This is a genomic window from Clostridioides sp. LIBA-7678 (assembly GCF_056716065.1).
This window is the reverse complement of the sequence record NZ_CP196987.1, coordinates 989696-1014325: the sequence shown is the minus strand read 5'-3', so window position 1 is coordinate 1014325 and position 24630 is coordinate 989696. Positions and strand designations below refer to the sequence as shown.

20 protein-coding genes are annotated in these 24630 nt (G+C 28.6%); 5 read left to right on the top strand and 15 right to left on the bottom strand.

What is annotated here, in order from left to right; translation table 11 throughout:
- Positions 1 to 191: 191 nt before the first annotated feature.
- The 9 genes from ACTG46_RS04955 to blaAHM form a co-directional block, all read right to left on the bottom strand.
- Entirely contained in the window at positions 192 to 1334 is a 1143-nt protein-coding gene (locus ACTG46_RS04955; RefSeq protein ID WP_479923705.1) for an aldo/keto reductase, read from the bottom strand.
- 140 nt (positions 1335 to 1474) lie between these two features.
- Positions 1475 to 2341 (bottom strand): cation diffusion facilitator family transporter, encoded by an 867-nt coding sequence (locus ACTG46_RS04950; RefSeq protein WP_054269524.1) that lies wholly within the window; start codon positions 2339 to 2341, stop codon positions 1475 to 1477.
- 267 nt (positions 2342 to 2608) lie between these two features.
- Positions 2609 to 4156, bottom strand: a complete 1548-nt coding sequence (locus tag ACTG46_RS04945) for an ABC transporter permease/substrate-binding protein (RefSeq protein ID WP_054269523.1) — start codon at positions 4154 to 4156, stop codon at positions 2609 to 2611.
- A complete protein-coding gene (locus ACTG46_RS04940) occupies positions 4149 to 5285 on the bottom strand; it encodes an ABC transporter ATP-binding protein (protein WP_054269522.1) in 1137 nt (378 codons plus the stop codon). Before ACTG46_RS04940 ends, ACTG46_RS04945 begins: the two co-directional genes overlap by 8 nt.
- Positions 5286 to 5546: 261 nt before the next feature.
- Positions 5547 to 6644 (bottom strand): DNA polymerase IV, encoded by a 1098-nt coding sequence (dinB, locus tag ACTG46_RS04935; protein ID WP_054269521.1) that lies wholly within the window; start codon positions 6642 to 6644, stop codon positions 5547 to 5549.
- Between the two features lie 387 nt (positions 6645 to 7031).
- On the bottom strand, positions 7032 to 8537 hold the full coding sequence (locus tag ACTG46_RS04930) for a DUF1846 domain-containing protein (RefSeq protein WP_054269520.1): 1506 nt from the start codon (positions 8535 to 8537) through the stop codon (positions 7032 to 7034).
- A gap of 261 nt (positions 8538 to 8798) precedes the next feature.
- Entirely contained in the window at positions 8799 to 9149 is a 351-nt protein-coding gene (locus ACTG46_RS04925) for a DUF6483 family protein (RefSeq protein ID WP_021383697.1), read from the bottom strand.
- 221 nt (positions 9150 to 9370) lie between these two features.
- Entirely contained in the window at positions 9371 to 9562 is a 192-nt protein-coding gene (locus ACTG46_RS04920) for a hypothetical protein (RefSeq protein ID WP_021383686.1), read from the bottom strand.
- A 119-nt stretch (positions 9563 to 9681) separates the two neighbouring features.
- Positions 9682 to 10596: an AHM family subclass B3-like metallo-beta-lactamase gene (gene blaAHM / locus ACTG46_RS04915; RefSeq protein ID WP_479923704.1), complete on the bottom strand. Its 915-nt coding sequence runs from the start codon at positions 10594 to 10596 to the stop codon at positions 9682 to 9684.
- A gap of 196 nt (positions 10597 to 10792) precedes the next feature.
- Between blaAHM and ACTG46_RS04910 the strand changes: the two genes are divergently transcribed.
- Together ACTG46_RS04910 and ACTG46_RS04905 are read left to right on the top strand one after the other, a co-directional pair.
- A complete protein-coding gene (locus ACTG46_RS04910) occupies positions 10793 to 11041 on the top strand; it encodes a hypothetical protein (RefSeq protein ID WP_227832529.1) in 249 nt (82 codons plus the stop codon).
- A 74-nt stretch (positions 11042 to 11115) separates the two neighbouring features.
- The gene (locus tag ACTG46_RS04905) at positions 11116 to 14028 is read left to right on the top strand and encodes an EAL domain-containing protein (RefSeq protein WP_479923703.1); all 2913 of its coding nucleotides are present in this window, start codon (positions 11116 to 11118) and stop codon (positions 14026 to 14028) included.
- A gap of 256 nt (positions 14029 to 14284) precedes the next feature.
- Here ACTG46_RS04905 and ACTG46_RS04900 read toward each other — a convergent pair whose 3' ends face one another.
- Together ACTG46_RS04900 and ACTG46_RS04895 are read right to left on the bottom strand one after the other, a co-directional pair.
- Positions 14285 to 15781, bottom strand: a complete 1497-nt coding sequence (locus ACTG46_RS04900; RefSeq protein WP_479923702.1) for a 4Fe-4S dicluster domain-containing protein — start codon at positions 15779 to 15781, stop codon at positions 14285 to 14287.
- A 269-nt stretch (positions 15782 to 16050) separates the two neighbouring features.
- Complete coding sequence (locus ACTG46_RS04895) at positions 16051 to 17541, bottom strand: 4Fe-4S dicluster domain-containing protein (RefSeq protein WP_054269516.1); 1491 nt, start codon at positions 17539 to 17541, stop codon at positions 16051 to 16053.
- 457 nt (positions 17542 to 17998) lie between these two features.
- On the opposite strand from ACTG46_RS04895, the gene ACTG46_RS04890 reads away from it, so the two are divergent.
- Positions 17999 to 18199: a cold-shock protein gene (locus ACTG46_RS04890; RefSeq protein ID WP_003418660.1), complete on the top strand. Its 201-nt coding sequence runs from the start codon at positions 17999 to 18001 to the stop codon at positions 18197 to 18199.
- A 173-nt stretch (positions 18200 to 18372) separates the two neighbouring features.
- Here ACTG46_RS04890 and speB read toward each other — a convergent pair whose 3' ends face one another.
- The 4 genes from speB to ACTG46_RS04870 are packed head-to-tail and all read right to left on the bottom strand — an operon-like array spanning position 18373 to position 22075.
- Entirely contained in the window at positions 18373 to 19251 is an 879-nt protein-coding gene (gene speB, locus ACTG46_RS04885) for an agmatinase (RefSeq protein ID WP_479923701.1), read from the bottom strand.
- Positions 19241 to 20092 (bottom strand): polyamine aminopropyltransferase, encoded by an 852-nt coding sequence (gene speE, locus ACTG46_RS04880; RefSeq protein WP_054269514.1) that lies wholly within the window; start codon positions 20090 to 20092, stop codon positions 19241 to 19243. Before speE ends, speB begins: the two co-directional genes overlap by 11 nt.
- Positions 20093 to 20127: 35 nt before the next feature.
- Positions 20128 to 20541, bottom strand: a complete 414-nt coding sequence (speD, locus tag ACTG46_RS04875; RefSeq protein WP_054269513.1) for an adenosylmethionine decarboxylase — start codon at positions 20539 to 20541, stop codon at positions 20128 to 20130.
- 58 nt (positions 20542 to 20599) lie between these two features.
- On the bottom strand, positions 20600 to 22075 hold the full coding sequence (locus ACTG46_RS04870) for an aminotransferase class I/II-fold pyridoxal phosphate-dependent enzyme (RefSeq protein WP_054269512.1): 1476 nt from the start codon (positions 22073 to 22075) through the stop codon (positions 20600 to 20602).
- Between the two features lie 657 nt (positions 22076 to 22732).
- On the opposite strand from ACTG46_RS04870, the gene ACTG46_RS04865 reads away from it, so the two are divergent.
- Together ACTG46_RS04865 and ACTG46_RS04860 are read left to right on the top strand one after the other, a co-directional pair.
- Positions 22733 to 23167, top strand: coding sequence for a MarR family winged helix-turn-helix transcriptional regulator (locus ACTG46_RS04865; RefSeq protein WP_479923700.1), 435 nt, complete (start codon positions 22733 to 22735; stop codon positions 23165 to 23167).
- Positions 23160 to 24491, top strand: a complete 1332-nt coding sequence (locus tag ACTG46_RS04860) for an MATE family efflux transporter (RefSeq protein ID WP_479923699.1) — start codon at positions 23160 to 23162, stop codon at positions 24489 to 24491. Before ACTG46_RS04865 ends, ACTG46_RS04860 begins: the two co-directional genes overlap by 8 nt.
- Positions 24492 to 24630 lie beyond the last annotated feature (139 nt).

Below are 24630 nucleotides of genomic sequence, written 5' to 3'. Positions count from 1 at the left end.
AAGTCTTTATTTACAACCACAATATTCACTTTATTAATGCTATATTTAAATAGATACTATATATATAGTATTCATTAGTAAAGTACAAAAACATAATTTAAGGAGACAATATTATAGCTTGTCTCCTTAGATACTAAAATTATATTCTAAAGTATTCCTAAATAATAAATTTCTAGCATAATATAAATTAATTACACTGTAACATTATTAACTCCATCTTCTTCCCATTTTTTAATCTCTCTTAATCTATCAATTATAGGTAAATGCTGAGTACATTCAATTTCACATTTTCCACAAGATATACATTCTTCAGCTTTTGCATCACTATTCATTGTATAATTCCAATGTCCTAATCCATAAACTAATTTTGTCATCTCTTCATCACTCTTTTTAAACATCTGCTTTTCATTATAAAAAAGCATGTAAGCTGGAGTATTAATACCTTTTGGACATACCTTACAGTACCCACATCCTGTACATATTTCATTCATATTTTGATTTAATCTTGTTTCAATGTCATGTATATCTTCATCTGAATAAATTCTATTTTCGTCTGCAATCTTACATGCATCATCTATATCTTGCTTTTTATTAAATCCTATCAAAGATACGCTTATTTGTGGAATTCCTATATTAAATCTTAAGGCGGCTTCTATAGTGCTTTCATCATCTTTTGCTAAAAAAGAAAGCTCTTTATTGTATTTTGGAATAGTTCCACCACTTAATGGATTCATAGCTACAACACCATATCCATTATCAACAGCATATTTAGCTCCTTTTAATCTATATGGAAAGTTTAATATATTGATTCCCATAGTTACACCTTCAAACTTATTTTCATCAAGAATCTCTATAACTTCGTCTCCTGGCTGATGTGATGAGAATACTATATGGTCAATCAATCCTTCTTCTTTACATTTTAATAATCCTTCATATTGACCTCCAGGTCTCATAGCTAGTTCGTAATGCTCCATCTTTCTAATATTCCATACATGATAAAAATTTATTTTAGATACGCCTAATCTCTCTATTGATTTTTTTACAGCTGCTATAGCTTTTTCTGATGTATCACACACTTTTGGTTTTTCTTTAGTTGATACATAAAAATCAGTTTTACCTTCCGCCATCATTTGTCTAAAAGCTAGTCCAAATATATCTTCACTTCTATCATCACAGTACCCTGGTGCTGTATCAAAGTAATTAATACCTTTTTCATATGCATATTTAACTAAATCGGCATTTTCTTGATTGCTTTTCTCTAAATCAAACCTTAATCCACCATAACCAACTACTGAAACCATTTTCCCTGTTTTCCCATATTCAACGTATCTCATTATAAACTCCTCCTTAGATATATTAAGACTTCTTTTCTTTACAAAAAATATTATACCATAAATATTTTTTATAAATTATTTATGGTATAATATTTTTTTTATAAATTATAAAATTTTACGATTGACATTTTATAACCAAATTAAAAGCTATAAAAAGGTTCAATATGAACTATTACTTGAGCATTTTCATTAATCTCTTCTTGGATTTGTTTTTCAATTTTATGTGTTAAATCATGAGATTGCTCTATACTTATAAAGGGGTCTACCATCACATGCATATCAATATAAATAGAACTTTTACTTCCCCTACTTCTGATATTGTGGACATCTCTTACTTCATTAAATTCAAACACAATTTCTCTTATATAATCCTCCTCTACAGCTACCCTATCTACTAAAATTCCAATAGATGGCTTAAATATTCCATAAGCTGAGTAAATTATAAATGCAGAGATTATAATAGGTACTATAGATTCTATTATTACTGGGAATCCTAATTTTACACCAATTAGAGTAACTAATACTCCTAGAGATACAAAAATATCACTTCTTGTATGCAGTGAATCTGAAATCAAGACATAGCTATTCAGTTTAGTTCCAATCCTATATTCATACATACATACAAAAATATTTATAAAAAGTGTAATTACTAAAGCAATTAGACTTTCTATAGTTATAGAAGGTGTAATTGGATTGGATATTCTTGACACTGCACTAAGAATTATCTTAATTGCTATAACAAACAACATTCCACTAATAAATAAGCTAGTTATAATTTCAAATTTTTTATGTCCATAGGGATGATTTTTATCTTTTGGTTTAGACGCAAAGAAAATGCCTATCAGTCCTACTATATTTGATGCTCCATCTGACAGAGAATGGAATCCATCAGCTGTCATACTATAACTCTTGATTTGATTACCAATAATGATTTTTAATAATGCTACTGCAAAATTAGCAAATAAAATTATCCATAATACTTGCTTTACTTTCTTATAATTATCCATAATAATCTACCTCCTCCCTTCGATTTAATCGAAAAAAGACTATGTATCAATATTAATTAACTAGACAATAAGATTATATATAATCACATTTATTATATTTATATTCAAAATTGGTTGTACTTGTTCATTCAATTTGAAACTTAATTCTAAATAAAAAATTCAGTCATTGTTTTGATATACATAGTTTTGATATACATAAAAATAAGTTATAGACAATATATAAAATATTATCTATAACTTAAGTTTTTGATAGGAACTATTAATTTTTTATACTAAACCTTCTTTAACTAAGAATGAATGAGCAACGTCCTCTGGTGATTTACCAAGCTCATCAACTTGATAGTTAAGTTCTCTCATAGTCTCTTCATTTATTTTACCTGAAAGCATATTCATAACTTTTTCTAACTCAGGATATTTCTTTAAAGTATCTTCTCTTACTAATGGAGCTGCATAATATGGTACAAAGAAGTTTTTGTCATCTTCTAGTATCTTAAGATTGAACTTTTTAATAAGACCATCAGTTAAGAATGCATCTATAACTTGAGATTCATTATTAGCTAAAGCTGTATATCTTAAACTTCCATTCATTGCTTTTACATCTTTAAACTTTAATCCGTAATCTCTAGCGATTCCTATAAGACCATCTTCTCTATTTTCAAACTCTAAAGTTGGCGAGAAAGTAAAGTCTTTACCATATTTAGTCAAATCAGAAATAGTATTTATTCCATACTTTTCGGCAGTCTCAGGCATCATGGCTAATGTATAAGTATTATTAAATCCAAGAGGGTCAAGTAAAGTTAACTGATTTTCTTTTTCCATAGTATCTTTTACAACCTTATATGCTTCATCAGCATCTTTAATTGGAGTATGTTTCATTACATTTACCAAAAGTGTACCTGTATAATCCACATACATATCTAGTTCACCAGATTTAATTGCATTAAATGCAACAGATGAACCACCTAGATTTAAATTCTTCTTAACATTAAGATTTGTATTTTTTTCTATTAATTCAGCATAAACATTACCAAGTATAAGTTGTTCTGTATAATCTTTAGAACCAATAGTTATTGTATCTTTCTTACCTGAAAAACTTGAACTAAAAACAACAAACAACATTGAAACAACAACTACAACAGATATTACTTTAAGTGCTATATAATTTTTCTTTGGTGCTTTTGGATTTAATCCTTTTGGAGTAACTGCAACTTCAATTTTACTAAATAAATAATCAACTAGTAGTGCAATTATACATGATGGAATTGCTCCTGCTAAAATCATATTATTGTTTACAGTTTGAACACCTGAAAATACTAAATATCCTAGACCACCTGCACCTATAAACGCAGCAAGAGTCATCAAACCAACAGCTGTAACAGCAGAAATTCTAACCCCACCCATTATTATAGGTAGTGCTAAAGGAAATTGTATTTTAAATAATGTCTGATTTCTTGTAAGACCAATACCTTTAGCTGATTCTAATACGACTGGGTCAATACTGGTTATACCTATATACGTATTTTTTACAATTGGTAGTAATGAGTAGACTACTACCATAAATATGGCTGGTTTACTTCCTATCCCAAGTATGGGTACAAGAAGACCCAAAAGTGCCATAGACGGAACTGCTTGGACTAAGTTTACAAATCCAAGTATTATTTTTCTAAGAGATGAGATTCTTGAAATAATTATTCCAAGAGGAACTCCAACTATTATAGCTATCAAAATAGATGTAACAGTTAAACTCATATGTTGTATTAAAAGCTCTATAATCTTATCCTTTTGTAATAGTATAAAGTTAAAAAAATTATCCAAGGACACTCACCTCCATTTCTAGGAATTGTTCACTTAAAACGGAAAGTAAACTACTTCTAGTAATTAGCCCCACAAGTTTATTTTCATCAGAAACAACTGGAATATATCCAACCGAATTACGGTTCATTACATTCAATATCTCAACTAAATTATCTCCTTCATTCACATGTAAAGGCTCTTTTGACATAATATCAGCAAGTAATATTGATTTGTCATTAATATCTTTCATATCCTTTACTGTAACAATCCCTTTTAATGTTTTAGCTCTGTCTATAATTAGTAAACTGTCAACCTTACTTGTTCTCATAATTTCTATCCCTTGAGTTACAGTTCTCGTTGAAGTTACAGCAATAGGATTTTTTATCATAATATCCCTTGCTTTTATATACTCTGGATTATCCCAAACTCTATCTTCTCCAATAAAATCTTTTACAAAATCATTTGCAGGTTTTCTAAGTATATTTTCTGGAGTATCATATTGTGCTATTCTCCCATCCTTCATAATACAAATTTTATCAGCTATCTTTAAAGCCTCATCCATATCATGAGTTACAAATATTATAGTTTTTTTCAATTCATCTTGAAGAGAAAATAATTGCTCTTGTAAAGATGTTCTTGTTATTGGGTCTAAAGCACTAAAAGGCTCATCCATTAATATTATCTCAGCATCAGTTGCGATGGCTCTTGCAACACCAATTCTTTGTTGTTGACCACCACTAAGTTCTGAAGGATACTTATTTAAAAACTCATCACTATCAAGACCTACCATCTCTAGTAGTTGTAATGTTCTTTGCTCAATTTCTTCAATGGACTTTTCCTTTTTTAGGCGTGGAATTAACTCTATATTTTCTTTTATTGTAAGGTGAGGAAATAGGCCTGTGTTCTGTATAACATATCCTATTTTTCTTCTAAGCTCTATTTCATTTTCTTGAGAAATTGGTTTGCCATTAATATATATTTCACCAGATGTAGGTTTTATTAATTTGTTTATAAGCTTCAATGTTGTAGTCTTCCCACAACCACTTGAACCAATTAAAACCACCAATGTACCTGTTTCTACAACTAGAGAAATATCATCTAATATAACATTATTTCCTATCTTTTTGGTTACATTTCTTATTTCTATCATAATCTATCATCCCCTTCATCGACAAGCAACCTCCAGCAATATTGTAAGTTGTTTTTATAATTATATCATATTATTCTCTTTATGTAAACAAAGTAGACCTTTTAGGTCAGTTTCTGACTGAAAATTCCTACAAATATAAAGTATTTATATATAGTTATACAATACATAATGTTGAAAAATAAAGTAATAAAAATATTCACAAAATAACACTAGTCTTAATTATATAACATCAAAACTAGTGTTATTTCATTTTTTAAAAAACTATAGTTGGATACTATCCATATACTCAAATAAAGTAATATCTTTGTAGGTTTCTTTTTTATCACTTAAATTCGATATTGTAACTCCCAATAGCCTTATTTGTTTTCTATTCATCTCGACATTTCTTAATAAATTGTCTATGCCACTTCTTATATCACTATATTCATCAATATAATGGTCTAAACTAAGACTTCTAGTTATCTTTGTGAAATCTTCATATTTAATTTTTAATGTAAGTGTCTTTCCAAATTTCTCAGAATTTTTTAATCTATGACATACCTCTTCACAAAGTTCATCAAGAATGTTGCGTGTTTCTTCTTCATCAATATCCAGGTTATGACTTAATGTAGTCTCTGCCCCAACAGATTTTCTAACTCTATTTGGCTCTACAGGTCTATCATCTATTCCTCTTGCGAATTTATACAATTCATAACCTTTTTTCTTAAATATATTTTCAAGTTCAAATAAATTTAAACACCTTAAATCGTATCCTGTTTTTATACCTAAATTTTTAAGGGTATTTGAAGTAACTTTTCCAACACCAAAAAATTTATTTACAGGTAATTTATCTAAAAACTCTTGGGCATTTTTTTCATTTATTACAGTCAGACCATTAGGTTTTTTTAAATCCGACGCAATTTTGGCTAGAAACTTGTTGTATGACACACCAGCTGAAGAAGTAAGACCAACTTCTCGAAATATATCTCTTTTTATTTGCTTTGCTATCTCAATTGATGAGTCAATATTTTTTTTATTTTTTGTTACATCTAAGTAAGCTTCATCTAAAGACAATGGCTCAACTAAATCAGTATATCTATAAAATATATCTCTTATTTGATTTGATACACCCTTGTACACATCAAATCTAGGTCTTACAAAAACTGCATATGGGCACCTATTATAAGCTACAGCTGATGGCATAGCTGAATGTATACCAAATTTTCTAGCTTCATAAGAACAAGTTGCAACTACACCTCTACTTTGTGGATTTCCTCCAACAATAACAGGTCTTCCTTTTAATTTTTTATTATCCCTTTGTTCTATAGATGCATAAAAAGCATCCATGTCTATGTGAATTATTTTTCTATGAAGTTCCATCCTTATCACCTTTTAAAATACAAACAGATTGAGTTTATTTAGATTACCTTTTAATTATACCAAACTTATGTTTCTTTATGCTCTTTTTTTAATTCTCTTTACATATTGATATTTTCCATATATAAAACATCCTATAATCAACTAATTTAATATAATTTATAAAAAATCCTTAAAAACACTTGCAAAAACTATATAAAAGCTTTACAATAGGTATTCCAAGGAACTAAATTTAAAATTCCTTATGGATAACAGTATATATATTAATTTAAATGGGATGTTTTAAAAACAAAAGACTGCCTTATACAAGGCAGCCTACTGATTTTGTTATAATTGTAATGGACTGCTCAAACTATTACTTTAAAACAGCCCATATTTTTTTATATAATTTTAACTATAGTAAAGATTTTGTGATGGATACTCTGGGTCACAAGTTACATCTATGCCAAGTTTTCTAAATGTTTGTTCATCGTCTCTATTTAGTATAGTAGTAGAATGAGCTTGACATCCTTTTAATAATGCCAATTTTTCCATAGCAAATTGTGCAGTTGGATTAGTTACAGCACAAATGCTAAGTGCAGTTAAAACCTCTTGGCAACTAAGAGAAACATTTCTACTAGCTAAAGTTTTTGTTTTTAGATTTATAATAGGTTCTAATATTACAGGTGATATTAAATGCATATCATCAGATATATTAGCTAAGTGTTTAATTGCATTTAATACAGCTGCTGCTGTTCCATTCATTAAGTCAGAACCCTTACCAGTTAATATTGTTCCATCCTCTAACTCTAGCGCTACTACAGGGCAAGTATCATTCTTATCAGCATTTTCTTTTAATTTATTACTGTAATTTCTAGCAGGTAAGACAACTTTTCTATCTTCTGGTTTTAGGTTAAGTTCTTCCATAATCATTTTCATTCTATCATAAGCACCTTTATCAACTTGTCCTTTTTTATATTCACAAGCAGTTTTAAAGTATCTTCTTATTATTTCTTCTATCGAGGCTTTTCTTATTACTTCATCATCTATTATTCCAAATCCAACTCTATTAACACCCATATCAGTTGGAGATTGGTAAATTGATTCTTTTCCAGTTATTTTTTCTATTATTTTCTTAAGCACTGGGAATAATTCTAAATCTCTATTGTAGTTTACTGACATTTCACCATAAGTTTCAAGATGGAATGAGTCTATCATATTTACATCTTTTAAATCAACCGTAGCTGCTTCATAAGCTATATTTAAAGGATGCTTCACAGGTACATTCCAAACTGGGAATGTCTCGAACTTAGAATATCCAACTACATTTCCTCTTTTATTTTCATGGTATAACTGACTTAAACAAGTACCAAGTTTCCCACTATTAGGACCTGGCGCTGTCACTACTACTATTGGTTTTGTAGTTTCTATATACTCATTTGCTCCATACCCCTCATCACTAACTATAGTCTCAACATCTGATGGATATCCTTTTGTTGGATAATGCTTATATACTTTAATTCCTCTACGTTCTAATTTATTTATGAATACAGTTGTAGCAGGTTGTCCTTCAAATCTAGTAATTACTACACTATTTACATCTAACTCATAACCTCTTAAATCATCTATTAATCTTAAAACTTCCATATCATAAGTGATACCAAAGTCTCCTCTTATTTTATTTCTTTCTATATCTCCTGCATATACACAAATTACAACTTCTACTTTTTCTTTCATATGTTGTAATACTTTTATTTTTGCATTTTCATCAAATCCTGGAAGTACTCTTTTTGCATGAAGGTCTCCCATTAATTTTCCTCCAAACTCTAAATAAAGCTTGTCAAAATTATTTACTCTTTCTAAGATATATTTAGACTGCTCTTCTAAATATTTTTTGTGGTCAAATCCTATTTTCATCTTAACACCTCACTAAATTAAATTTCTTATTGATAACAGTATATTTATATATATTTTTTTAGTAAAACATCTTATAAAAAAATGTTAATACTTTTTCACTCAAAGTAATATTATACAATTAAGATTAATTTTTTTCAAGATAGTTTTATAGTAAATTAGATATACTCATATAACTAATAAAATAAGAATATTATATTTTATATATCTAAATATAATATTCTCACCTTATCACTAATTTATTTCAATATTCTCATATATCTTTTACTCCAAGTTCAATACTTTTCTAATATCTTCTATTCCTTGATATACTTCTTGTTTAGAGAAATTCATAGCCTCTAATTCCTCATCAGTTTTTTCCATAAGCATAGTGTAAAATTCTATTGCTATATACTGCATATTTTCAGTATTCACAGTGTTAGCTTTATCGAATAAAATCTCTTCTGCTTCATTCACTTTTCCTTGAAAAACTAGTCGTTTCAAGGTAATAAGTATAACTTCTTCTTCTGTATTATACACTAAATCTTTTTCTTCATATTCACTGTATTTCTTTCCCAATAAAAGTCTTGCAACCATAAGTTTTATCTCATTGAAAATCTTATCTACTATAGCCATTTTTACATCTCCTATAAATAAAGTTTATTTTCTTTTTAATTATAACAGACTTTATATTAAAAATTATTATATGTAAATGAAATAATTCAAAAATAGATTTTAAACATAAAAAAAGAAGGTAGCGGGGGATTTCCGACTACCTTCAAACACTAGATTGTGATTGGTTTGGTATTTTACTTATACCCACCATACGCTTTGTTAAATCATCTAAATTGATTTTTTTAGCATCCACATCCTCCATCAAAAACGTCACCGCATTCACAAAGTATTAATAATACTATTAAAAAAGGTATCCATGCACATAAGTCCATCTCAGCCCAACAATCTTGGAATGCTAAGAATAAGAAGAATAATATTATTATCCACCAAGCACATCCGCCAAATCCGCCTTCACCAAAAAATCTATCCAACATAATATGTTACCTCCTAGTTATTTTGTATGTGGAGTTTCAGCTCCTAAAATATACTATGTTTAAGGGGTAATATTTGCTAATGATTTTTTTAAATTTTTTCAAAGATTTTCTAAAAAAAATTATTGTCTAACACTCAATGTCTTGCTATCACTATTGATGACTACATCTCCATCAGAAGTCAAAAATGTTTTTACATTCAGTTTTTCTAATATTTTTAATACATCTTCATCAGGAGCTTTTTTATCTGAACAAGTAATAACAGCATATTCTGGGGTAATAGACTCTAAAAATGCTTCAGTTAATTTGTCATACCTTCCATGATGAGGAATTTTAACAAAATCATATTTTAAGGTATTTTCACTTATAAACTCTGCCAACCTTTTTTCCTCTGCATCTCCTGCAAACAAAAACCTGTGTTCTCCATAATTTATACTAGTCATTATTGAATAATCATTCGAACTTTCATAATCACTTTTTGAAGCTGGTTGTATGCTTATTTTTGCATTATTGATTTCAAGATTCATCTTTTCCTTCAGTACTACTGGTTCTACACCAGATTGTTTAAGTGAATCTTTATACTCATCATACTGTTTACTGTCTTTCTCATAATTTGCTTGTATCAGATTCTTTACTTTGACACTAGATAGCACACTATCGACTCCACCTATATGGTCCTTATCTAAATGAGTTAAAATCAAATAATCAAGTGTATTTACTCCTTTTTCCTTTAATTTATCAACTATTTGTTCTCCATTTTTATCTTCTCCTGTATCAATCATTACAACTTTATCGCCTATCTCAATTAATATACAGTCTGATTTTCCAGTGCTTAGTATAGTAGTCTTAAATGCAGTATTTTTTGTGTTGCCTTGAATATTATTTTGACTTACACTATTTTTTTCACTCTTTAAATAAGATTCACTTGTTGATTTTATCTTACCATTAGTAGTTATATTTACCACAATCAATAATATTGCAATTACAGACAATGTAGTAATAAAAAACATGATGTCTCTTAATATTATTCTCTTCATCCAAAATCTCCTATAAATTTTATTTATTACATATTTATAGTATAACAATCCTGACTTAGTAAAATACACATATAAATGGGGCAAATTCTAGGCATATTTGTGGCATTAAAAAAACGGGGTTGTCACGCTATAAAATAGCGCTACGCCCTTTTTTATACAAAAAAGTAAATCCCAAGTTCAAAAGAGCTTGGGATTCTTGTATAATACTTGTATTAAAAAACAAAATACTATACAAATTAATTATGCTACTTATTGTGATAATTATCAATTTAAATTACCACTAAATATGGATTATATGATTCCAAAAGATGATTCTGTAAGGTTATTAAGTCAAATTATTGAGGAGATGAAGTTAGAAAAATTATATAAGACTTATTCTCGAATTAGAGGAAATAAAGTAACCCCTATACAACTTTTGAAATTCGAGAAATATTCTGAAAGTTAAACAGTTGGCAGTATATTCTATTTTTCTATTGAAAATGATATAATATAGCTATTAAGAGGGAGGGGGACAAAATTTTGAAGTTAAAAACCTTTCAACTGATTCTGATTGTTTGTATGATTTTTCTTTCTTTTCCAATAGAACTTGACTCTGCTTCAGATAAGGTTCCAGTTAAAGTCGGATATTATGATGATGGTGATTATATGAGTCGAAATGAAAATGGTGAGTATATAGGGTTTAATTTTGAATATTTGCAGGAAATTAATAAATACACTAACTGGAAATATGAAATAGTAGATTGTAAAAGTTGGGAAAATGCTTTTGAAATGTTAAAATCAGGTGAGATAGATGTTCTTCCTAGTGTCTATTATACAAAAGAACGTACAAAAGAAATGCTTTTTCCAACACTGCCAATGTGTAATATTTATACAACTTTAAATGTAAGAGTGGACGATACTCGTTATGATTATGAGGATTTTGATTCTTTTCAAGATATGAAAGTAGGTGTTATTAGTAATAGTAAAGATGCTGAAAACTTTAAAAAATATTGTAAAACAAATGATTTTAAAGTTCAAATTGTATCTTATAAAGAAACAAATGATTTGTTAAGAGATTTAGAAAATGGAAACTTAGATGGTGTTGCTATAACACATCTTGGTCGGACTAGTACATTTAAAAGTGTAGCACAATTTTCTCCAGAACCACTTTACACTGTGGTTTCAAACCATAAGCCAAATTTATTATCTCAACTAAATTCTGCTTTGAATACATTGACACTTAGGAATTCTAGTTATGAAACAAAATTATACAATAAGTATTTTTCTATAAGTACTGCTCAGAAGCCAGTATTTACAAAAGATGAGCAAGAATATATACAACAATCTGGTGAAATTTCAGCTGTTTATGATGCTACAAAGATTCCACTAGAATATAGTGATTCCAAAACAGGGGAGTTTTCTGGTGTGGTTGCTGATTTATTCAAGGTAATTACAAATAACACTGGTTTGAAATTTAGATTTGTTTCTGCAAAGAATTATAATGAAGCACTTCAATTATCAAAAGATTCTAGTATATCTGTAGTTTGTGGTATGGAAAACGATTATATCAATAACCAAAAAAACAATATAAGAACAACACAGTATTATTTGCATGCTCCAGTAGTTTTAGTTAGTGGAGAAAATGAAAATGAAAATGAAATTAAAAAAGTGGCAGCTGTAAATGGTTCTTTGATTGGAGAAAATATTACTAAAGATGGGAAACTGGATAGAACCATAGAATATTATAATTCTCCAAAAGAATGTTTTGATGCTGTATTAAAGAATAAAGTTGATGCTGTTTATGTAAATACTTATATTGCAGATTATCTATTATCCAATCCTCGTTATGAAAAATTTTCTGTTTCAACTTTGACAAACTATGCAGAAGAAATAAGTATTGGTATTTCTGATTCTGCAGATTCAAGGTTGTTTTCTATACTAGATAAATGTATTCAATATATGTCAACAGAAGAAATGGACAGAATAATTTTAAAAAATACAATAGATCAATATGATATAACTTGGCAAGATATTATTCATCAGCATCCGATGGCAATTATTGGAGGAATTATTATAATATCAGCTATTATTATTATACTTTTGAGTTTTCTGCTTTTATTAAAGTCAAAAAATAACAAGCGTATCGAGAGTTTGTTATACCGAGATAGTCTTACAGGAATTTGGAATTTAAATAAATTTTCTAAAGAAGCCATTGAGAGTTTAAGAAATGCAGAAGGTGGTTTATATGTGATTGTTTATTTAGATATAAAACAATTCCGAATGATTAATGACACTTTAGGATTTTCAGAAGGAGATGAAATACTTTGTGCATTAGCTAAAGTTTTACAAAACACTGTCTCTTCTGAAGAATCTTGTGCTCGCGTTTCTGCAGACCAATTTGTTATGTTATTAAAATACAATAGTTGGGATTGCTTAAAGGAACGTCTCTTTAAGATTGACACTCAACTAAATGATTGGATAGAAAAAATGAGAAAAACTTACCAACTTATTCTTGTATTTGGCGTATACATAGTAAATGAAGTTGAAAAACATGATATATCTCTCATGCTTGACCTAGCAAATTATGCGAGAAGAAATACAGAAATAACACACAGAAGTTGTATTGTGCTTTATGATATGGCTATGAGAGAGGAAGGATTACACCAAAGAAACTTAACAGATAGGATGCAAATGGCATTAGAACATGGAGAATTTATTCCATACTTTCAACCAAAGGTAGATATGAATACAAATAGATTGGTAGGAAGTGAAGCACTAGTAAGATGGAATTATCCAGATAAAGGTATAATAAGTCCTGGAGAATTCATTCCTTATTTTGAAAAAAACGGATTTGTGGTAGAAATTGACTTTTATATCTATGAGGAAGTTTGCAAAATGTTAAAGAGATGGATGGATTTAGGATTAAATATTAGTCCAGTATCTTGTAATTTTTCCAGAATTCATTTTAACAATGAAGGCTTCTCAGAAAGATTGATAGAAATAGCAGATTCATATAAAATACCTCATAAATACCTTGAAATAGAAGTCACAGAAAGCATTTTTATTGAAAATCTTAATCAGATTTTGAGTCATTTTAATCAACTAAAAGAATCAGGATTTCCTATTTCTATAGATGATTTTGGTTCTGGATATTCATCTCTTGGTTTATTACAACAATTTTCTATTGATATAATTAAGTTAGACCGTACATTTATACAAACAGGAATGCATGGTAGTCGTGAACAAGCTGTTGTGTGTGGAGTGGTAAATATAGCAAAAGAATTAAATATGAAAGTTATATGTGAAGGGGTAGAAAGTATAGAACAAGTGAGGATACTAAAAGAAATTGGATGTTATTTAGCACAAGGATATTTTTATGCAAAGCCAATGCCACAGGATGATTTTGAGCAATTATTAAAAAATCCTGTACTGGAAATTAAATCAAATGTTTAAGGTGTACGTTTATTATAAATAATAAATTTAGAATACTTTTTTAGTATATCTATTGGAAGATGACTCTATCTTTGTACCATCAATAAATAGAGTGTTCTTTGAAATCTCTTTATTATTTTCAAGAAAGTTTGTAAACTGAATTATATTATACAAGAATCTCAAGTTCTTTTAAACTTGGGATTTGCTTTTTTGTACAAAAAAGGGCGTAGCACTATTTTCTAGTGCGATAGCCCTGTTCTTTTTATAAAAATTAAGTCTATCTTTCTAAAATCACATCTTCAAATTCTTTAATTTTATCATTAGATAAGACACTCTTTTTAGTCGATTGTCCATTTTTTCTATCAAAGGTATTTTTGGCTTTTACTCCTGATAAAAACTTACCTGCTCCATTAATACATCCTTCTTCACACATCATTCCTTCTATAAAGTTACCTTCTAATCTACCCAATTTAGCCATTGTCATTGTCTTTTTAATTTGTCTTGGACCAGATACTTTTATAGGTTCAAAATCAAAACTAATTCCCTTCTCAGCAATATAGTTTTGTATGGATTTAGTTAGACCTCCAGATGCTCCAAATCCCCTTCCAAAAATTGACCCATCATTTATATCTTCATTTGAACATTTTGATAAATCTATATTAAAGGATTCAAACAATGCCATTAATTCTTCAAAAGTAAGCACATAATCTACTGCATCTTTTAGACATGCATCTGTTGCTTCACTCTTCTTAGCTGTACATGGACCTATAAATACAACTTTAGCATCAGAATCAAATTTTTTTACCAATCTTCCTGTTGCTACCATAGGAGATACTGTAGATGATATTTTATCTTTTTCATCAGGAAACATCTTCTCTATATACTTAAAAAATCCAGGACAACATGAATTTGTCATGTAATCATCTCCAGATTTTATTCTCTCAATAAATTCATTACTTTCATGAACTGTAACTGCATCTGCGCCACAAGAAGCTTCTATCATATCCACAAATCCCAATGACTTTATAGCATTTTTTAACTGTCCATATGTAATATTACTATCAATTTGACCTGTTATAGCTGGAGCTACTATTGCATACATATTTTCCTTTTTGGCAAGTTTTTTCGCAACAGGTGCTATCAAACTTTTGTCAGATATTGCTCCAAATGGACATGCTGACATGCATGCTCCACAATTTATACAATTATCTTCATGTATCATAGCTTTCATAGTATCTCTATTAAAATCCAATGCTCCTGTTGGACAGACACTCTTGCAAGGTCTTACAACTTCAGATATAGCATCATATTGACAAGAACTTTTGCACATTCCACAAGCTTTGCATAAATCATGATTTATATATGCCCTTCCATTTATGTAAGAAATCGCTCCAAACTTACATGCTTCTTTACATCTATGTGCTAGACATCCTCTACAAAGTTCTGTAACTGTAAATTCATTTATTGGACATCTATCACATGCTGCTTCTACTATATATATAATTTGTTCATCTGTATCTAAGTTTACTAAATCTGGATTTATATCTCCATATTTACTATTTGGTGTTAAACTTAATGCAAGTTGTGCTCTTTCAAGAACTACCTCTCTCTCCTTATAAACACAACATCTATATCTTGCTTTCTCTCCTTTGATTATTTCATATGGAATTTTTTCTATATTTTCTTTTGTTAATTTTTCTTCAATTGATAATCTAGCTACTGCTGTTAAAACTTCATGCTTCAACCTTTTTAGTTGCGTTTCAAACTCAAACATAAGTAATCCTCCCCATAAATCACATCTTTTTTGCTATATTTCTACTATTATGTACATTGTATTTTCATTTATTCCCATAAATCATTATAACACAGGCGTATACTTTGTTAAGTTATATACAAAATATTATATATGTAATTTTTATTTTAAGTGTATATAGTTTTTAATTTAAATTACTAAATAAACAAAAATATAAATAAAAATAGAGTTGCCCAAAAGTCAACTTGCAACTTAGAACAACTCTATATAATATGTATTTTATACTCGTTTTATTTTTCTAAATTTATTTTACTAAAATCTTTTATCTTAGTATTTGCTAAGACACTCTTCTTAGTTGATTGAGAATTTTTTCTATCAAAAGTGGCTTTAACTTTTGCACCTGATAAGAACTTACCAGAACCATTTATACATCCACCTTCACACATCATTCCCTCTATAAAGTTACCTTCTAATTTTCCTAAATTTGCCATAGTCATAGTTTTCTTGATTTCTCTTGCACCAGAAATCTTTACAGGTTCAAAGTTAACACCTATACCTTTTTCAGCAAGGTAATTCTCTATGGCTTTTGTAAGACCTCCAGCAGCGCCAAAACCTCTTCCAAATATTGATGCATCATCTATATCTTCATTTGAACACTTAGCTAAGTCTATATCAAATGCTTCAAATAATGCCATTATTTCTTCAAAAGTCAGTACATAATCCACTGCACCTTTTAATTCTTTCTTAGCTGCCTCACTCTTTTTAGCTGTACATGGTCCTATGAATACAACCTTAGCATCTGGCTCATAACTTTTTATAAATCTTCCACTAGCTATCATAGGAGATACTGTAGATGATATTTTTCCTACATGATTTGGGAATGTCTTTTCTATATAACCAACAAATCCTGGACAACAAGAATTTGTCATAAAAGATTCTCCTTTTTCCATTCTTTCAGCAAACTCTAAGCTTTCATGCACTGTGACTGCATCTGCTCCACAAGCTGCTTCTAGTACATCTACAAATCCTAATGATTTTATAGCATTCTTTATTTGACCATATGTAACATTTGCTTCAACTTGACCTGTTATAGCTGGAGCTACTACTGCATACATTTTTTCATTTTTAACTAATTGTCTAGCTACTGGAGCAATCAAACTCTTATCAGATATCGCTCCAAATGGGCAGGCTGACATACATGCTCCACAGTTTAGACACTTATCTTCATGTATCATAGCTTTCATATTCTCTCTATCAAATCCTAAGGCATTAGTTGGGCATACGCTCTTGCATGGTCTAACAACCTCTGAGATGGCATCATATTGACAAGCTTTTTTACACATTCCACAAGCCTTACATAATTCGTGATTTATATAAGCCATTCCTCCAACATGTGTTATAGCACCAAATTTACAAGCTTCTTTACATCTATGCGCTAGACAGCCTCTACAAATATCAGTTACTGTAAATTCATTTATTGGACAACTATCACATGCAGCCTCCAAAATATATATAATTTGTTCATCTTCTCCTATATCCATTGTATCTAAATCTATTTTATCTTGACCTGGTTCTAACCCCATACTTACATTTACTCTCTCAGATATTATGGCTCTTTCTTTATAAACACAACATCTGTATGTAGGTTTCTCACCTTTTATTATTTCATATTGAATATTATCCATTGCTTCTCTTGTAAGGTTATCTTCTTTTCCAAGCCTAGCTATTGCTGTTAAAACATCATGTCTTAATTTGTGTATTTGTGTTTCAAATTGAAACATTTTAATACCACCCCCGTAAATGATTTTATACGATACCATTATAACACAATATTTGCTTTTATTAATATATACATAAAATATTATATGTTTAAATTTTATTTTATCGAATATATATAATGTTTTTATATTTTATTGTATAATAATATTGATATTTCTGAAATTTCACTATTTTTATCTTGAATTTTTAATCGAATATATAATATTTTTTATTATATTTTTTAATTTTACTTTTTATTTGTATTCCTTTTTATTACATTTTTTGCTATTAAATTCATTCATAGTTTGGTATGATTTTGCACTATCTGTTATTATATGATTTAGCAGTTTTTCTTAAATTCTAAAATCAATTAATTTTTTTAAAAAATTTATTTGCTTTTATTTTAAATTTATGCTATATTAATAGAACAGACTTATTTTTTTAGTTTGTATTTTTTAATAAAGCGGAGGTTTTCTTATAATGAAAAACGGAATAGTAAAATGGTTTAACAATGAAAAAGGATTTGGATTCATATCTGTAGAGGGAGAAGACGATGTTTTCGTACATTTCTCAGCTATACAAAATGATGGATACAAAACTTTAGAAGAAGGCGAAAAGGTTAGCTTTGATATAACTCAAGGTAATAGAGGACCTCAAGCTGAAAACGTAAATAGAATATAATTATTTAATTTAAATATATATATTTTAGAAAAGGAGCTATCGTAGGCTCTTTTTTGTTGTTTATTATACTTATAATACATTACAAAAACAAGAAGTTACTTTAAAAAAGACAATTCAAAACATCTTTTTAAAATAACTTCTTTTATTATAATATATTACTATCAAAAACTACTCTATTTAATTTTATCAGATATCACTAAGCATAACTCTCTCAATATTTTACAGGCTATAACTGTTGATACACCTGTAATATCATAATCAGGACTTAACTCTACAATATCACAACCAACAATATTTATATTAGAGTTTTTTATGATTCTAAAAACTTCTTGAAATTCTATATAATTTATACCACCAGGTTCTGGTGTACCTGTTCCTGGAAATACAGATGCATCTAGTATATCTAAATCTATAGTTAAATAAACATTCTTTCCATTCAACATATTAATTATATTTTCAAAGGTGTTTATTCCTCCAATTTCCATATATGTATGCTTTTGTTCTGTCGCAAACTTAAATTCTTCTTTTGTGCCAGACCTTATACCAAATTGAAATATTTTATTATCTCCTACAACATCCCATACCCTTTTAATTACTGTTGCATGAGAATTTTTGCTATTATTATACTCTTCTCTTAAATCTGCATGAGCATCAAAATGAATTACATATATGTCATTATACTTTTCATACACTGCTTTAAAAGCTGGTAGTGTAACTAAATGCTCTCCTCCAATCATAAATGGAACTTTTGAATCTCTAACAATCTTAGATGTTTCTATATATATTTCTTCTAATACCTTTTCTGTACTTCCTACACTTATTTCTAAGTCTCCATAATCACATATATTGTAATCTTCCAAGTCCAAATCTAAAAACGGACTATATGTTTCAAGGCCATAAAATTCTTTTCTCATAGAACCACTTGCAAATCTAGCTCCTGGTCTATTTGAAGTAGTTCCATCGAATCCAACACCAAATACTATAAGATTAGATTCTTCATAATTTTTGTCCATAGTCATAAAAGTATTCATGTGATAGAAATTATTGTTCATCTAACATCTCCTTTACATATTGAGGTAACATAAACGAACCTAAGTGTATATTACTATTATAATATTTAGTTTTTAAATTTAATTTTTCCCATCCATCCCTATCTTGATTTTCTATTGGACTAAATTTTTTAGAAGCAAAACCAAACAACCAATGACCAGATGGGTATGTTGGTATATGTGCTTGATAGACTTCAGATATTGGAAATATTTCTTTTAACTTCTTATTAGCTCTTTTCATTTCCCTAGCATTAAAATCAAAATAAGGACTTTCACTTTGATTTACCAAAATTCCATCATCACTCAGTATTCTATGACAATCTCTATAAAAATCAGTTGAAAAAAGACCTTCTCCTGGTCCTATTGGGTCAGTTGAATCTACTATTATTAAATCATAAGATTTATCAGAGGCACATTTAACAAAATTAACACCATCTTCAAAATATAAATTAACTCTTTCATCATCTAATTTGCATGAGCATATATCCATATACTCTTTAGATACATCTACAACCATTTTATCTATTTCAACCATATCAATCTTTTCTATTTGTGGATAACGGCTTAATTCTCTTACAGTTCCGCCATCACCCCCACCTATTACTAATACTTTTTTTATGTTTAAATTTGTAGACATAGGAACATGAGTTATCATCTCATGGTATATAAATTCATCTTTATCTGTCACCATCATTAACCCATCTATTGTTAGAAACTTTCCAAATTCATCACTATCAAATACATCTATTCTCTGAAATTGAGACTTACCCTCAAATAAATGTTTATTTACTTTTATAGAAAATCTTACATTTTCTGTCCATTCTTCTGTATACCAAAGCTCCATATAATAATCCTCACTTTCTCCTATATATTTTGTATTTATACTGCTTCTGGCTTATGAGTAATTTTCCCTAAATCTTTTTTTGAATATTTTTTTATTTTTGTAGTCAGACCTCTTGGAATTTCTGTAGACTCACTTCTTTCTGATTTTAAAAGTTGTTCTAACAATTCAAAACTTTTCCATGGGTCTATATCACCACAAGTAAAAAAATCTGCTGCTGCATAACCATACTCAGGCCAAGTATGTATTGTTAAATGAGATTCTGCAATTATAACAGCACCTGAAACCCCCCAAGGATTAAAATGGTGAAATACAGAATCAACGATTGTAGCTTTTGCATTTAATGCTGAATCATTCATAAAATTTTCTATAAGATGTGGGTCTTTAAGTACATTCTCATCACAATTATAATATTCTACTAGTATATGTCTTCCTAGTGTTTCAAATTTCATTTCAATCCCAACTCCTCTACATATTTAATCTATTCTTATCTTTTCTAAATAAAGCAATTTATTTTATTACAAGTATTCTATCTAAGTTTTTATCTTGCACATCAGTTAGATATACATTGCTATTTTTTAAGAAAATAATATATTCCATAATTTCTTTTGTTATCAATTCTCCTGGAGCAACAATTGGTATCCCTGGTGGATATGCCATTATTGATTCTCCACAAACTCTATCTATACACAAATCAAGTTCTACACTTTCTTTCGGTGCATAAAAAGCTTCTCTAGGATTAAGTTTAATAGTAGGATTTATTTGAACCATATTAAACTCATTTAATGCAGATTCTTTTCTATAGACCTTTGCAATTATAGAGAGTGCTTTTACTAATCTATCAATATCAGACTTATTCGTTCCAATAGATACAAGTGCAAGAATATTGTACGAATCTCCTAATTCTACTTGAATCGAAAAATTTTTATATAATAAGTCATAGACTTCAAATCCAGTTAAATTTAATTCTTTCACGTTTATACATAGTTTTGTTTCATCTATAAATTTGACACCTTTTTGTTTTAATATTTCAGTAGATAAAACTTTTATTCCATCAATTTTGTTTAATCTTGATTTTGCATACCTGGATAAATTTAGTGCTTTTGATAATTGTTTTTCTCCATTTTCAACTAGGTTTGCTCTAGCACCATCTATACTTGCCATAAGCAAATAAGATGCTGATGTTGACTGTAACATATTTATTGATTGAAGAACTTTTTCAAATTTTACATTGCCTCTATTAAGCAAAAGTGCCGAAGACTGTGTCAATGCACCTCCAGTTTTATGTATGCTTACAGCTACCATATCAGCTCCTAGTCCTATTGCAGAAGGAGGCAAATCTAAATGAAATGGAAAATGAGCTCCATGAGCTTCATCCACTAGCACCAAAATATTATTTTTATGACATAGCTCTATGATATTTTCAATATCAGCACAAACTCCATAATAAGTTGGATTAAGGAAAAATAATGCTTTTATATTACGATTTCTTTCTATCTCCACTTTAATTTTTTTAAGAGTAATATTTAAACTTATGCCTAATTTCTCATCAAATTCTGGTTGTATAAATATTGGTATTCCTCCACAGAGTATTAATGCATTTATCACTGATTTATGTATATTCCTTGGAAGTAATACTTTTTCACCTGGTTTTATCACACTCAAAATCATTGCATGTATTGCCTGAGTTGTACCATTAGTTATAAAGAATGCTTCATCAGCCATATATGCTTGCGCTAACAAATCTTGTGCATTTTTTATAACCCCATTTGGAGCAGATACATTGTCCATAGTTGGTGATGAATTTATATCCATTTTCATGAGATTTTCACCTAGATATTTATTTAATATATCTACACCTCTATTTTTTACATGTCCAGGCACATCAAAGCAAGCTATATCTTTTTCTGAGTATTCCTTTAAAGACTCTAATAATGGAGCACATTCATAGCTTAATTCAACTGCATTTGCGAACTCACTATCCATGATTTTGAATTCATCTCCTCTCTATATTCAAATAATTATTGTATTCTTATTTATTATTTCTATTTTTTATTTTTACTTTTATTAAACTCATGATATTTATTATATTAACATTCCGCTACTTTTACAAGTGTTTTTTTGATTTTATCCAAAAACCCAAACATTAGTCATGTCAATATTTATAAACTTTTTTATTTTTTGTTGTTTATATTAATTTTTTTAAAAATTAGTATTTATAAACTTTTTTGTTTTTTATTTTTTTATCATTTCTATTTTTTTGAGATTTACAAAGCTTTTGAGTTTAATATTTTTAAGTTGTAAGTATTTTATTACTAAACTTTTATATTATTCTGATTTCATATGTCAAAATTTCTGGTTTAGTTAGACTAAATAAATTTCCTATTTTTGTATTTTTATTTTCTGTTAAAATTTATTAAATTTTTTTTATTTGATGAAATAAATTCTATTTTTATAAATAAAACCAGATACAAAATAAAGATTTACAAAGAATAAAAGTTTCTTGATATAACAAAACAACCTTATTTAGAATGGCAAATAGTTAAGGAAGATATTTTTTGTTTCTTTTTATTTCTTATTGACAATAGTACTAATCAGTACTATACTACATAAAGTACCGATTAGTACTATTAGGAGGATATTATGGATATTAGAAAACAAATTAGACTTGTAAACTCTGCTTTAAGCAGTACATTGGATTTATATAGGATATGGGCGAAAAAGAATAAATTGAATTACAATTCTTTGCTTGTTCTATATACCTTGTATGATTTTAAGACATGCACTCAAAAACAAATATGTGATTGGTGGGCTTTACCTAAACAAACAGTTCATGGAATTTTATTTGATTTTGAAAAAAAAGGTTATATTTTAATTACCCCAAATGAAGAAAATAAAAGGGAACGATTGATTACATTTACACCTAAAGGAAGTAATTTCGCTTGCGAAATATTAAAGCCATTACTTCAAATGGAAGAAAATGTAATGGAAGAATTAGGTGAAGAATTGATAAATCAGCTAATTGTAAGTAACACAAAATATTATGAATTACTCAAGGAGGAAATCAATAATGGATAATGTTTTGGCTAAAAAGTTTTCCTTTTGTTCATTATTACAATTTGCAATACCTAACATTGTGATGATGGTTAGTTTATCTATGTATATTATTGTTGATGGAATGTTTGTATCACGATTAATTGGCACGACTGCTTTATCTGCTGTTAATATGTTTTATCCTGCAATATGCTTTGAAATGGCAATCGCAATTATGATTGCAACTGGTGGTAGTGCAATAATTGCAAGAAAATTAGGTGAAGGTAAACAAAAAGAGGCACAGGAAAATCTTAGTTTTTTAATTGCTATAGAGGTTTTAATAGGAATTTTAATTGCGATTCTAGGGAATGTTTTCATTGATGAAATTATTTTACTTTTAGGTGTAAGTCCCATTCAGTCTCCCTTAACTATCTGTTATGCAAAAATTATATTTTCATTTGCTCCTGCTTTCTTTCTTCAAACGGCTTTTCAAACATTCTTTGTTACAGTAGGAAAACCAACATTAGGATTAGCTGTTACTTTATTAGCTGGTATTACAAATATTGTCTTAGATTATATTTTTATGGCACCCTTGAATCTAGGTATAAATGGTGCAGCAATTGCTACAGGAATAAGTTATTGTATTCCTGCAATCGTGGGCTTGTTATTTTTCTTTACATCTAAGAAAAATTCATTATGCTTTGTAAAACCTAAAATGGATTGGCAAGTACTTATAAAAGCTTGTACAAACGGTTCATCTGAGATGGTAACAAATTTAGCAAATGCTGTAACAACTTTTTTGTTTAATTATGTTCTATTAAAATTTTATGGAGAAGATGGTGTAGCTTCCATTACAATCATACTTTATTTTCAATATATATTCACTGCTCTTTATTTTGGATATTCTAATGGAATTGCACCTGTCATAAGTTTCAAATATGGAAATGATGACAAAGAGCAGTTACAGAGTATATTTAAAAACAGTATTATTTTTTTGCTTATAAGTACAGTATTAACAAACTTTTTGATTCATTTGACAGTAACAGAAGCAATCACAATTTTCACTCCAGTAAATAGTAGTGTTTATGATATTACACTTCATGGATTTTCTATTTACTCTCTATCTTTTATTGTTATGGGATTAGGAGTTTTTACTTCTGCAATGTTTACCGCATTTTCAGACGGAAAGACCTCAGCTATTATATCATTTTCAAGAACTTTCATTTTTATTGTAGGTGCTATTCTTATTCTTCCTAATATATTTGGAGAATTTGGTGTTTGGATGGCAGTTCCTGTAGCAGAAGTTCTTGGATTCATTGTGGCAGTATTTTATATATTTAAGAAAAAAGATACCTATACTTATCTTTAAATATATCATCAGATAATACATTCCTGTTGAGTGTTGTATGAATGAGGAAAATTTTTATAAAAAATATAAAAGAGTTGAACTTGAAACTTGATTAAAAAGGTCAGCTTTAAGACAACTCTTACTTATATAATTTATAATA